The following is a 12,319-nucleotide window of genomic DNA, read 5'->3' on the forward strand; positions in this document are numbered from 1 at the left end:
CCACGCGGCATACGGTGGGCCTCATGGGTGACCGCGAGCGCATCTCGTACCTGGCCGTGCCCGAGCGCGACGACGTCCCGGAGGGCGTGAGCCGCCTCTGGGACAAGGCACAGGAGACCGTCGGCTTCGTGCCCAACGTCTTCCGCGCCCAGGCGGTCAACGGCGAACAGTTCCTCGCGTGGTGGGGCTACTTCAACCTCCTCGTCAACAAGGAGGGGCACCTGAGCAACGCCGACCGCGAGCTGCTGGCCGTCGTCGTCAGCAGCGTCAACCGGTGCACGTACTGCGAGGTGAGCCACGGCGCAGCCCTCCGGGAGCACACCGGAGACCCCGTGACCGCCGACCTCGTCGCCTCGAACTGGCGGCAGGCAGGGCTTGCCCGCCGTGAGTATGCGATGGCCTCCTACGCCGAGAAGCTGACTCTCCATCCCGCCGAGGTCACCGAGGCCGACCTCGTCCCGCTGCGAGCCGTGGGACTCGACGACCACCAGGTGGTCGAGCTCGTCCAGGTCGTCGGGATGTTCAACCTCACCAACCGGGTGTCGACGGCGCTGGGGCTCGTGCCGAACTCGGAGTACCACTCGAGCGGCAGAGCGACCTCATGAGCCGGGTGGCGCTCGCCGCTCCGGGTCCGGCGGCCCTGCAGGCCGGGCTCGAGGTGGCAGCCGAGGGCGGTAACGCCGTCGATGCGGCCATCGCCGCGTCCCTGGCGGCCATGAGCACCGAGCCCGGGGTCGTCAGTCTGATGGGTGGCGCCTTCGTCAACGTGTGGCTCGCCGGCGACGACCCTGTCGTCATCGACGGCAACGTCGAGATGCCCGGCCGGGGACTGGACCGGTCGGCCTTCGGCCACGGCGTCCGGCAGGTCCCCACCGACTACGGCGGCGGGGTGACGATCGGTGCGGGACACGCTGCGGTCGCGAACTCCGGTGCCGTGCAGGCACTCTCAGCCGCCAGGGACCGCTTCGGGAAGGTGCCGTGGCGGCGGCTCGTGGAGCCGTCGGCCCGGACCTGTCGCGACGGGTACCGGGTCGGCGCGGCCGCCGCCCTCTACCTCGGCATCGTCCGCGACACGCTCTTCGGCCACGACCCCGAGGCCCACGCCCTCGTGACAGGAGCCGACGGCGGACCGCTCGAGCCGGGCGAGACCTCCCTCAACGTCGACCTCGCCGACATCTTGGACCTCCTTGCGGCACAAGGGGCCTCGCTCTTCACGACCGGCGCCGTCGGACGCGTTCTCGTCGAGGACATGGCCGCGAACGGTGGGTTGATCACGATGGCCGACCTCACGGCATACGAGGCCGTGGAGCGTGCACCCACGATGCGGACCGTCGGCTCCTGGCACATCGCCCTCAACCCGCCGCCCTCCGTGGGCGGCCCGATGCTCGCGGCCATGCTCGGCCAGCTGGCGCGGCACGAGGACTGGACGTGGGCCGAGGTCATCGAGATCCAGCGCCGGGTCCTCGCCTACCGCCTCTCCGTCCACGACAGGTCCCTCGACCTCGACGCCGACGGCCATGCCCTCCTCGAGGCGGTGGAGCGACACGGGCTGGCGGGGCTTCCCACCTCGGCCTCCACTGCTCACGTCTCCGCCGTGGACGAGGACGGGAACGCGTGTGCCATCACGATGTCGTGCGGATACGGCGCCGGCATGGTGATCCCCGGCACCGGCATCCTGCTCAACAACGCCCTGGGCGAGCCGGAGCTCAACCGGCTCGGCATCCACGCCGTGTCCCCCGGCACGCGGCTCGCCTCGAACATGGCCCCGACCACCGGCCGCAGCTCCTCGGGCACCGCGCTCGCCGTCGGCTCACCCGGGGCGGATCGGATCACGACGGCGCTCATGCAGGTGCTCGGACGCGGACTCCTTCGCGGCGACGACCTCCAGCACTCGATCGACGCCCCGCGCTTGCACGTGCGGTTCATGGACGATGGGTCCCCACGCGTCGAGCACGAGCCGTCGGACGACATCGCGGCCGCGATCGAGGCGAGCGGATTCCCGTCGCACCGCTTCCCAGGGCCGCACATGTACTTCGGTGGGGTGGGCGCAGCGGTGCTGGGTCCGGACGGGCTGGTAGCCGCCGGGGACGCGAGACGGGACGGGTCGGTGGGGGTCTCCTCCTGACCGGGTGCGGTCGCCATCGCCACCAAACTCGGTGCGGACGTGGGCGTGCCGTGCGATCCTCGTCGCACCCGGACGGTCGGAGGGCCGACGGAGACTCGGGGGGCACGGCCATGCAGCGACGCCGACGAACCAGCTGGCTCCGCAGGCTGCCTCGCTGGGTGTCGTCGTCATGCAGGCGACCTATCGCACCTCGACCCGCGAGTGGCGCGTCGTCGGGAAGCGACGGGCCTGCCGCCGGATCTCGAGACCGTGCGCCTCGGAGCTGCCGACACCCTCATCGGGTCGGCCGCCGTCGACACCACGGGCGCATGGTCCGTGCGCGTCCCCGACGGCTCCTGGGGGCAGGCGCGGGACGCGAGGACGCGATCCGGGTATCTCCATGACGGTGCGCCGTGCCGCCCCATCCGACGCGCGGCCGGCACCGAATCATCTTGAGTCGACCCCCAACGAGAGGCCACCCCGATGACCATGACCGACGACCGCCCCGACGCTCCCGCCCCCTCCGCGGCGTCCTCCCGACCGAACGGCATCGCCGCCCGGCTGGCGGCCGTCGTCGAGCCCCTCTTCGGCGGCCAGCTGCCCGTGCGCCTCAAGGCGTGGGACGGCACCGTCGCCGGACCCGCCGACGCCCCGACCGTCGTCCTGCGCGATCCCGCGGCGCTGCGCCGGCTCGTGCGCCACCCCGGCGAGCTCGGTCTCGCCCAGGCGTACGTCACGGGCGAGCTCGACGTCGAGGGTGACCTGCTCGACGGCTTCCGTCGCGTGTGGTCGACGGCCCGTACGCTCGCGGGCGGCCGTCCCTCGGCCGGCACCGTGGCTTCCGTCGCCACGAACGGCATCAGGACGGCGTTCGACCTCGGTGTCGTGGGGCTGCCGCCCGAGCCGCCCGTCTCGCAGGCCCGGCTCCGCGGGCGCCTGCACACCCAGACCCGCGACCGCAGCGCCATCGAGCACCACTACAACCTCTCCAACGAGTTCTACTCGCTCATCCTCGACCCGCACATGGCCTACTCGTGCGGCTACTGGACGAGCACCGAGCCCGGCTACACCGTCGAGGACTCGCAGCGCGACAAGCTCGACCTCGTGTGCCGCAAGCTCGGCATCGCGCCCGGCAGCCGGCACCTCGACATCGGCTGCGGCTGGGGCTCCCTCTCGCTGCACGCAGCCGAGACGTTCGGCGCCCACGTCGTCGGCGTGACGATCTCGAGCGAGCAGAAGGCCTTCATCGACGAGCGGATCCGCGAGCGCGGCCTGCAGGATCGCGTCGAGATCCGGCTCCAGGACTACCGCGAGGTGCCGGACGGCCCCTTCGACACCATCTCCTCGATCGAGATGGGCGAGCACGTCGGGCAGAAGAACTACCCGGCGTTCACGGGGCAGATCCACCGCCTGCTGCGGCCGGGCGGTCGCGCGCTGATCCAGCAGATGTCGCGCACGACGCGCCCCGGCGGCGGTCCCTTCATCGAGGCCTTCATCGCGCCCGACATGCACATGCGTCCGGTCGGCGAGACGGTCGACCTCATCGAGCAGGCCGGTCTCGAGGTCCGCGACGTGCACGCCCTGCGTGAGCACTACGTGTGGACCGTCAACGCCTGGTACGACACGTTCGAGGCCAACTGGGACCAGGTCGTGGCCATGGTCGGCGAGGAGGTCGGCCGTGTCTGGCGTCTCTACCTCGTCGGTGGCGCGCTCGCCTTCGAGGAGGGCCGCATGGGCGTCGACCAGATCCTCGCCGTGAAGCCGACGGCCGACGGCCGCAGCGGTATGCCGCCCGTCCGGGCCTGGTGACCACCGTGACGTCAGTCTGGACGTCCGTCGCTCCCGTCGTGGCTCCGGCGGCCGACGCCGCCGGCTTCGACGGCGGCGCCTTCGGGCGCACGCTGCTGTTCACGGCGCTCGCCGTCGTGGTCGTTCTCGGCATCACGTTCGCCGTGGCGCTGCGCGTCGGCAAGCAGGCCGTCATCGACGTGACCTGGGGGCTCGGGTTCGCGGCCATCGCCCTCACGGCGTTCGTGACGAGCGGCGGCCACGGTGACGCGCTGCGGCGCTGGCTGGCGCTGGTGCTCACGGTCGTGTGGGGGCTTCGCCTGGCCGCGCACATCTTCAGCCGGTCACGGGGCAAGGGTGAGGACCCGCGCTACGAGGCGATGCTCAAGCGTGCCGACGGCAACCCGAACGCCTACGCGCTGCTGCACATCTACCTCCCGCAGGGCGTCATCATGTGGTTCGTCTCGCTGCCGGTCCAGATCGCGATGTTCGTCGAGGGTGGCATCGGCTGGGTGCTGTGGCTGGGCGTCGTCGTCTGGGCCATCGGCTTCTTCTTCGAGTCGGTCGGCGACCTGCAGCTGACACGCTTCCGCAACGACCCCGCCAACAAGGGCACGGTGCTCGACACCGGCCTCTGGCGCTACACGCGGCACCCGAACTACTTCGGCGACGCGAGCGTCTGGACCGGGCTGTTCCTCGTCGCGGCAAGCGCCTGGCCCGGCGTGCTGACGATCCTGTCGCCGGCCGTCATGGTGTGGAACCTCTACGGCGGCACAGGCAAGAAGCTGCTCGAGAAGGACATCGGCGACCGCCGCCCCGACTACGCCGACTACGTGCGCCGGACGAGCGGCTTCTTCCCGTGGCCGCCGAAGCCCGCAGACCCGTCGGTGAAGCCCGGCTGAGCAGGCACCATGACCATCGGTGCTAGGGGCGGGATGATGGACGGCATGCGCCCGCCCCTCGCGGACGTCCTCGACCTCGAGCCGCACCCGGAGGGCGGGTGGTTCCGGCAGACGTGGGTCTCCCCCGACACCGTGACGCTTCCGGACGGTCGCGTGCGAGCGACCGCCACCCTCATCCACTTCCTCCTGCCCGCCGGCGAGTCCTCGGCCTGGCACCGGGTCGCCTCCGACGAGGTGTGGCTCGCCCACACCGGCTCGGTCGTGCTCGAGCTGGGCGGCACCGGAGCCCAGCCACCCTCCGAGGGTGGTGCCGACCCGGTCGCGCTCGGTCTCGACCTCATGGCGGGACAGGTGGCCCAGGTGGTCGTCCCCGCGCACGTCTGGCAGCGCACCGTGCCGGGTGATGACGACGCGCTCGTCAGCTGCCTCGTGTCGCCCGGCTTCGACTTCGTCGACTTCGAGCTCGCGCCGGGGGCCGCGCACGACTGACGGGCCCTCACCCGGAAACCGCGCGGACCTCGTCCCCGTCTGTGACGACTGCGACGTCACCCTCGAGGTCGGTGCGGTGCACGTGGAAACCCCTGTCCTGCAAGGCTTCCATCGTGGCGGGCGCAGGGTGGCCGTAGTCGTTGCCGGCGCCGACGCTGATGAGCGCGAGCCGTCCGTCGACGTGGTCGAGGATGCGGTCGTCGCGGTTGCTCGACCCGTGGTGGGCCACCTTGAGCACGTCGACGCGGCCCCAGCGCTGCGGGTCGAGCTGTGACTCGTGGAGCACCTGCCCGGCGGCCTCGCGCTCGATGTCACCTGCCAGCAGCACGGTGACGCCGTGGACGTGCATCGTCATCACGACCGAGCCGTTGTTGGGCACGGAGCCCGCGTCGATGCGGCGCGCGGGCCACCAGACGTCGGCAGTCACCGCCCCGACGGCAAGGCGCTCTCCGGCCCGCAGCTCGCCCAGAGGTATGCGTCGGGCGGCGGCGAGCCGGGCGACGCGGGCTGCCTCGGCGGGCGGGTCGAGCACGGGCGAGGCCCGGATCTCGGCGACCGGCCTCTCGAGCACCGCGGCCAGTCCGCCGACGTGGTCGGCGTGGTAGTGGGTCAGCACGACGAGGTCGACGGCCGTCGCGCCGATGCGCTCGAGGCAGGCCCGCATCGGCTCCGGGCCGGGACCGGTGTCCACGACGACGACGTGTCCGCCGCCGTTGTCGACGACGAGCCCGTCGCCCTGACCGACGTCGCAGGCGATGAGGGCCCATCCGGGTGGGGGCCAGGCGATCGGCGCGGTCGGCGCCGCGAAGCCCGTCGCGAGCACGACGACGGCGACGGCCACCGTGGGGCGGTGTCTCGTGCGGAACCACGCCCACGGCGCCCCGGCGACGACGCCGACGGTGAGGACGGCGAGCAGGATCGCCGCGCCGGCCGAGTCGCCCCAGGCGATGCTGCCGAAGGGCAGGTCGGCGCACCACCGCGCCACGGCAGCGATGGCCTGGGCCGGTAGCGCCGCGACCCACGCGAGCCCCGCCGCACCCGCGACCCAGACGACCGAGACGAGCGCGACGACGACGCCGACGACGGTCGTCGGCGCGACGAAGGGCGCAGCGAGGAGGTTGGCGAGCACGGCGACGACCGAGACACTCCCCTGCAGAGGCACGACGACCGGCGCACAGACGGCTTGCGCCGCGACCGGGATCGCGAGGACGGGACCCAAGGGCTTGAGGAGTCTCGGGAGCCCCCGGGAGATGACGCGCCCCCACGGCCGGGCGAGGACCAGCAGCCCGAGGGTGGCGATGCTCGACAGGGCGAAACCGTAGGAGCGGGACAGCCACGGGTCCCACACGAGCAGCACGACGATCGCACCGGCGAGCGCCGGGATGCCCGCCCGGCGCCGCGACGTCGAGAGTGCGAGCAGCCCGACGAGCCCCATGACGGCGGCGCGCACGACGCTGGGCTCGGGGCGGGCGAGGACGACGAAGCCGAGCAGGCCCAGCGCAGCCGCCGCCGGGCGCCAACGTCGCCGGACTCCGACCAGCCCGCAGAGCCACACCACCGCGGCGAGCACGAACGTGACGTTGCTGCCGGACACCGCGCTGAGGTGGCTGAGACCCGTCTCGAGCATCGCCGCGGTGAGGTCGGGGGGCGTCTGTGAGGTGTCGCCGACGACGAGCGCCGGGACGAGCCCGCGCGCGTCGGGCCAGAGGTCGGCGGTGGCGGCTCGGAAACGCCCACGCACCGCATCGGCCGCCGCGAAGACCCCACCGGCGGACCCGACGACCTCGACGGCGCCCTTGGGGGTCGCCACCGCGACGACGTCGTCGCCGGGCTCGGCCGGTCCGAGCCGCAGGACGGCCTCGACCTCGTCGTGCCACCGCAGTGTCGACCACTGCGTGCCTCGTCCGATGACGAGCACGGGAGCGGTCACCGTCGTGGTGCGACCTCGCCCCGCGACCTGGGTCACGTCGAGGCGCACGACGCTGACGACGGCGGCATCGGGACGGTCCGCCGCCCCGGCGCCGGTCCCGCCACCGACCGCTCGTGGCTCGGCGGCCACCGTGGCCCTCACCGTGACCACGGCTCGCTCGGCGGCCAGTCCCTCGACCGGACCTGCGGTCCGCACGGCCCGGTGGCCGACGCCGGCGCCGAGCAGGAGGGAGAGGACGGCGCAGACGGCTGCCACGCCGCGCAGAGCAGGCGGCCCGAACTCCATGGCACTCGCGCGCACGCCCCCACCGCGACGCGGCAGCCGCACGAGCCGCGGTAGGCACGCGGTGACCCCGCGCCCAGCCGCGGTGGCAGCAAGGACACCTCCCGCGATGGCGGCCAGGGCCACCGCGGCGACGAGCCAGATCGGGGCGAGGAGTCCCCAGAAAGCCAGGGCAGGCCACACCACCACCACGGGCACCAGGAGCCGCAGGTCGAGGCGCCGCGACGTGCGGGGCCGGACTCGCCGCACCGTCTCGCGCCCGGTCAGCACGACGAGCGATGGGCCCCGCGGCGCCTGCTCGCGCTCCCTCGGGGGGTCCGACGCCCGCGGCGTCACAGCGTCACCTTGGGGCGCAGCTGGGCCATGAGCTTGTCGCCGATGCCGCTCACCTCGCCGAGCTCGTCGACCGAGGTGAAGCGACCGTGCTCGGTGCGCCAGTCGATGATCCGCTGGGCGAGCACCGGCCCGACGCCGGGCAGCGTGTCGAGTGCTGCCGCGTCGGCCGCGTTGAGGCTCACCGGGCCGTTCGAGCCACCGGACGAGCCCGACGTGCCTGCGCCACCGGCGCCACCGGCGCCGCTGCTTCCCGCGCCCCCAGCCCCTCCGGCTCCCGGACCTACGGCCGGCGACTCCCCCGGCCTCGGCACCCGGATCTGCTCGCCGTCGACGACGAGCCGCGCGAGGTTGAGGGCCGCGACGTCCGCGCCCGTCCGGGTGCCCCCGGCTGCCGTGAGGGCATCGGCCACGCGGGCTCCGGGACGGAGCCGCACGAGGCCCGGACGCACGACCTGCCCGACGACGTGCACGACGAGCTCCGCGCCGGACGTCGGGCCACCCGACGGCGCACCCGACGCAGCGCCTGACACCGCGCCCGACACTGCGCCCGACACAGCGCCAGTCGACGGGTCCGTCGTCGCCCGGGCCGCTGCCGTCGCCGTCCCACCCACGACCTGGACCGATCTCGACGGTCCGGGCGCGACGTCCGGAGCGGAGGCCGAGCGTTCGGCCCACAGGACGCGCAACACGAAGACGCAACCGACGGCCACGACGAGGGCGAGCATCGAGACGACGGCCGCGCTGCTCACCCCGCGCCGCCCCGTGCGCAGCTCGTCCGGGACCGTGAGGACGCCCGGCCGCCGCGCCCGACGAAGGTCGGCGTCGAGCCGCTCCACCTCGTCGTCGTCCGTGGCCCTCTGGGTCAGCCTCCGCACTGCCGACGCCACCGGGTTCTCGCCGACGGCCGCGCCCGGAGCGCGAGGCACCCAGCCGCCGACCTCCTCGCCCTCCGCCGGAGCAGCGCGGGCACCGTCATCCCCCGGCCCGACACGACCGGTGTCCGCGCCGAGGATCCGGGCCACCCGCTCGAGGTCCGGCGGTCTCTGGGCGGGTCGGAACGGCATACCCCGACGCTAGGAAGCCCGCCGCCCACCCGCCCGCCCTCGGGCACCCGCTGGGGACAACCCGACCCGCACTGGAGGGGGTGTGGACGGCCACGGCCCGAGACGGCCCGCGCGTCGATTCACGCCCTCGTGTCCGGCTGGTCCAGACTGCTCCAATGGCTCGGCACATCATGACCCTCACCTGCGACGACCGACCCGGCATCGTGGCGGCCGTCTCCGCGGCGCTGCTCGCCGTCTCGGCCAACATCGTCGAGAACCAGCAGTACTCCGACGAGGACACCGACCTCTTCTTCATGCGCACCGTCTTCGACGCCGAGGCGCACGAGGTCGAGCAGGTCCTGGCCGCGATCCGTGAGAGCCCGGCCATCGCGCACCACCACCTCGCGGCCCGGCCCGAGGACGAGCACTGCCGCACCGTCATCCTCGTCAGCAAGTTCGACCACTGCCTGCTCGACCTGCTCTACCGCTGGAAGTCCGGCGACCTGCCCATCGACATCGTCGGGGTCGTCAGCAACCACGAGGACTGCCGCGGGCTCGTCGAGTACTACGGCCTGCCGTTCACCGTCATCCCCGTCACGAAGGACACCAAGGCCGACGCCGAGGCCGAGCTGCTCCGTCTCGTCGAGACCGAGGACGTCGGGCTCGTCGTGCTCGCGCGCTACATGCAGATCCTCAGCGACGGCCTGTGCCGCGCGCTCGAGGGCCGGGCCATCAACATCCACCACTCGTTCCTGCCGGGCTTCAAGGGCGCCAAGCCCTACCACCAGGCGCACGACCGGGGCGTCAAGCTCATCGGTGCCTCGGCCCACTACGTGACGGCCGACCTCGACGAGGGCCCGATCATCGAGCAGGACGTCGTCCGCGTCACGCACGCCGAGTCCCCCGAGAGGCTCGTGGCCATCGGCCGCGACGTCGAGCGTCGCGTGCTCTCGCGCGCGGTCCGCGACCACGCCGAGTCCCGCGTCTTCCTCTCGGGCCGCCGCACCATCGTCTTCTGAGCCGCCACCACAGCGTGCGCATGCCGTGTGCTCCCACAGGCTGACCGCGCTCTGTCGCGCTCGGCGCTCGACGCCGAACGGGCGCCGTCCGGTCGGTAGCGTGCTCTCATGAGTGGGTCCGCGTTCGTCGTCGGTCAGCCGCACTTCGGTCGGTTCACCCGAACGCCGGAGGAGAACGAGGACGCCCTCGAGGCGGCCCGCACCGGCCTCACGTCCGCCGTCGAGGCAGCGCCCGGCGACGGCGCGGGCAGCGCGGTGCTCGACGCCGCCGTCGACCTCGCCGAGGCGCTCACCATCGCCGGGCTGGAGCAGGAGGCCGTCGCGCTGGCTCGCCCGGCGGTCCACGTCGCCCGGGACACCGGCCGCGGCGAGACGCTGCGCTGGGCGCTCCTCGTGCTCGCGACGGCCGAGCACTACGCCGACGAGGTCTCCGCTGCCGAGGCGCACTTCCGTGAGGCGCTCGAGCTCGCTCGCACGTCAGGCGACCGGGTCCTCGAGCACTACACGCTGCACCACCTGGGTCGGTTCCTCGTCGACACGGGGCGCACCGACGAGGCCCTCACGTGCTTCGAGGCGTGCCTCGTGATCCGCGAGGAGCAGGGCGAGCTCCGGGCCGAGACGACCCGCGCCGCCCTCGCCGCCCTGACGGGCCCTGACCTCATGTCGAGCGAGAGGATCGAGTCGAAGTAGTCGTTCGCCGGCAGGCGCGGCAGCAGACCTAGCGCCGCGTGAGCGCCGAGCAGGCCCCCGGCACAGGTTGCCCGCCCAGTCGGGGGACGTGGACCCGGTTCCCGTCGACGGCGGGAGTGCCCGAGACGTCGCGGCCGGTCGTCAGCTCCCACTTCTTCGTCAGTCCCCGACCGTCGCCACGGAACTTCGACTCGCAGTTCGTGAGAAGCAGCGGTCGAAGTGGGACGAAGCCGCTCAGGGCAGGTGCCGCTGACGCCACCAGCCGACGACGTTGTTCTTGTGACGGGCCAGGACGAGCAGCCCGATCGCCATGAGCCACAAGCCGGTCCACACATCGCCAGGCGCGTGACCCGTCCAGATGAGGACGGCGACCGCGAGCATCGCGAGGGCGCCGAAGATCGATCCGGCCGCGACCCAGCGGGTCAGCGCGACGGCGACGGCGAAGACCACGACGACGATGAGTGCCACCCACGGGTGCACCCCGAGGATCGCCCCGAGCGTCGTCGCGACACCCTTGCCACCGCGTCCCTTGAGGAAGGGTGACCAGATGTGTCCGAGCACCGCGGCGATGCCGACGGCGTATGCCGCGTGGGCGCCGAAGAGGTGGCCGGCGACGAACGTCGGGACGAGACCCTTGAGGACGTCGAGCACGCCGACGACGACACCCCACTTGCGCCCGAGAACCCGGCCGGCGTTCGTCGCGCCCGGGTTGCCCGACCCGGACGAGGCGAGGTCGTGGCCGAGGAGGCGGGCGATCATCGTCGCCGGGTTGAGCGAGCCGACGAGGAAGGCGGCGACCACTCCTCCCGCCCAGGCGAGCACCGTGCCGACGTTCACGACCCGGAGACCTCGCTGGGTGACGGACGGTCCGGCAGCGGGTCGCCGGGACGTGGGCTGACGGCGATCGCGACGGTGCCGGGCCCCACGTGCGCGCCGACGACGGCGCCGAGCTCGACGACGAGCACGTCCGGCGAGCCCGGGACCATGGTGCGCAGCTCCGACGCGATCTGCTCGGCGCGGGCGCGTGCGTCGAGGTGGTGCACGGCGATGTCGACCGCGAGGCCTCCCTTCGCGACCTGCTCGACGACCATCGCCTCGATGCGGGCCACCGCACGCGCGGACGTGCGGACCTTCTCGACCGGCACGATGCGACCGCCACGGACGGCGAGGATCGGCTTGATGGCGAGGGCCGAGCCGAGGAGGGCCGACGCGGCACCGATGCGACCGCCACGCCGTAGGTGCTCGAGCGTGTCGACGTAGAAGAGGACGCCCGAGGGCTGGAGCCGCGAGCGCACGACGTCGAGGACGGCCGTCACGTGGGCGCCGCCGGCGGCCGCCTCGGCCGCTGCCACGACGGCGAACCCCATGGCCATGCCGATGGTCTCGCTGTCGACGACCTCGACCGCGACCGGGGCCTCTGCCGCCGCGAGCCGGGCTGCCTCGACCGTGCCCGACATCTGCGACGACAGGTGGATCGACACGATCGCGGTCGCCCCCTCGTCGGCGAGCCGTTGGTACGTCTCGGCGAACGCCTGCGGCGTCGGGCGCGACGTGGTGACGATGGTGTACTCGCGCAGGGCCGCCGCGACCCGCTCGGCCGAGATGTCCCGGCCCTCGACGTGGTCGCGGCCCCCGACGACGACGTGGAGCGGGACGACCTCGATGCCGTGCTCCTCGAGGACCCCACCGGGCAGGTAGGCCGTCGAGTCGGTGACGATCCTCGTGGTCACGTCCCG

Annotated in this window: 11 protein-coding genes; 7 read left to right on the plus strand and 4 right to left on the minus strand. The window is 73.1% G+C overall.

The window, feature by feature from the left end:
• The first annotated feature begins 23 nt into the window (after window positions 1–23).
• The 5 genes from AB4Z14_RS12795 (at window position 24) to AB4Z14_RS12815 (ending at window position 5,283) form a co-directional block, all read left to right on the plus strand.
• Entirely contained in the window at window positions 24–605 is a 582-nt protein-coding gene (locus AB4Z14_RS12795) for a peroxidase-related enzyme (protein ID WP_442275516.1), read from the plus strand.
• Window positions 602–2,125 (plus strand): gamma-glutamyltransferase, encoded by a 1,524-nt coding sequence (locus AB4Z14_RS12800; RefSeq protein ID WP_442275517.1) that lies wholly within the window; start codon window positions 602–604, stop codon window positions 2,123–2,125. The genes AB4Z14_RS12795 and AB4Z14_RS12800 overlap by 4 nt, the downstream gene beginning before the upstream one ends.
• A 462-nt stretch (window positions 2,126–2,587) precedes the next feature.
• On the plus strand, window positions 2,588–3,913 hold the full coding sequence (locus tag AB4Z14_RS12805; protein WP_442275518.1) for a class I SAM-dependent methyltransferase: 1,326 nt from the start codon (window positions 2,588–2,590) through the stop codon (window positions 3,911–3,913).
• A gap of 5 nt (window positions 3,914–3,918) precedes the next feature.
• A complete protein-coding gene (locus tag AB4Z14_RS12810; RefSeq protein WP_442275519.1) occupies window positions 3,919–4,794 on the plus strand; it encodes a DUF1295 domain-containing protein in 876 nt (291 codons plus the stop codon).
• A gap of 9 nt (window positions 4,795–4,803) precedes the next feature.
• Entirely contained in the window at window positions 4,804–5,283 is a 480-nt protein-coding gene (locus AB4Z14_RS12815) for a cupin domain-containing protein (RefSeq protein ID WP_442275520.1), read from the plus strand.
• Between the two features lie 7 nt (window positions 5,284–5,290).
• On the opposite strand, the gene AB4Z14_RS12820 is transcribed toward AB4Z14_RS12815, so the two are convergent.
• Together AB4Z14_RS12820 and AB4Z14_RS12825 are read right to left on the minus strand one after the other, a co-directional pair.
• Entirely contained in the window at window positions 5,291–7,831 is a 2,541-nt protein-coding gene (locus AB4Z14_RS12820) for a ComEC/Rec2 family competence protein (RefSeq protein ID WP_442275521.1), read from the minus strand.
• Window positions 7,828–8,895 (minus strand): helix-hairpin-helix domain-containing protein, encoded by a 1,068-nt coding sequence (locus tag AB4Z14_RS12825; protein WP_442275522.1) that lies wholly within the window; start codon window positions 8,893–8,895, stop codon window positions 7,828–7,830. Before AB4Z14_RS12825 ends, AB4Z14_RS12820 begins: the two co-directional genes overlap by 4 nt.
• A 155-nt stretch (window positions 8,896–9,050) precedes the next feature.
• Between AB4Z14_RS12825 and purU the strand changes: the two genes are divergently transcribed.
• Window positions 9,051–9,893: a formyltetrahydrofolate deformylase gene (gene purU / locus AB4Z14_RS12830; protein WP_056776030.1), complete on the plus strand. Its 843-nt coding sequence runs from the start codon at window positions 9,051–9,053 to the stop codon at window positions 9,891–9,893.
• A 108-nt stretch (window positions 9,894–10,001) separates the two neighbouring features.
• The gene (locus AB4Z14_RS12835; protein WP_442275523.1) at window positions 10,002–10,583 is read left to right on the plus strand and encodes a tetratricopeptide repeat protein; all 582 of its coding nucleotides are present in this window, start codon (window positions 10,002–10,004) and stop codon (window positions 10,581–10,583) included.
• Between the two features lie 234 nt (window positions 10,584–10,817).
• On the opposite strand, the gene plsY is transcribed toward AB4Z14_RS12835, so the two are convergent.
• A complete protein-coding gene (gene plsY, locus AB4Z14_RS12840) occupies window positions 10,818–11,420 on the minus strand; it encodes a glycerol-3-phosphate 1-O-acyltransferase PlsY (protein ID WP_442275524.1) in 603 nt (200 codons plus the stop codon).
• Window positions 11,417–12,313, minus strand: a complete 897-nt coding sequence (locus tag AB4Z14_RS12845; RefSeq protein ID WP_442275525.1) for a DegV family protein — start codon at window positions 12,311–12,313, stop codon at window positions 11,417–11,419. The genes plsY and AB4Z14_RS12845 overlap by 4 nt, the downstream gene beginning before the upstream one ends.
• Window positions 12,314–12,319: the final 6 nt, after the last annotated feature.

Source organism: Terrabacter sp. 2TAF16, from assembly GCF_052115065.1.
Lineage (GTDB): Bacteria > Actinomycetota > Actinomycetes > Actinomycetales > Dermatophilaceae > Terrabacter.

What these genes read in the sequence shown, in the direction of transcription:
- AB4Z14_RS12800 (WP_442275517.1), top strand. Translation starts at nt 602, where the DNA reads ATGAGCCGGGTGGCGCTCGCCGCTCCGGGTCCGGCGGCCCTGCAGGCC.
- AB4Z14_RS12805 (WP_442275518.1), top strand. Translation starts at nt 2,588, where the DNA reads ATGACCATGACCGACGACCGCCCCGACGCTCCCGCCCCCTCCGCGGCG.
- AB4Z14_RS12835 (WP_442275523.1), top strand. Translation starts at nt 10,002, where the DNA reads ATGAGTGGGTCCGCGTTCGTCGTCGGTCAGCCGCACTTCGGTCGGTTC.
- AB4Z14_RS12815 (WP_442275520.1), top strand. Translation starts at nt 4,804, where the DNA reads ATGACCATCGGTGCTAGGGGCGGGATGATGGACGGCATGCGCCCGCCC.
- AB4Z14_RS12825 (WP_442275522.1), bottom strand. Translation starts at nt 8,895, where the DNA reads ATGCCGTTCCGACCCGCCCAGAGACCGCCGGACCTCGAGCGGGTGGCC.
- AB4Z14_RS12795 (WP_442275516.1), top strand. Translation starts at nt 24, where the DNA reads ATGGGTGACCGCGAGCGCATCTCGTACCTGGCCGTGCCCGAGCGCGAC.
- purU (WP_056776030.1), top strand. Translation starts at nt 9,051, where the DNA reads ATGGCTCGGCACATCATGACCCTCACCTGCGACGACCGACCCGGCATC.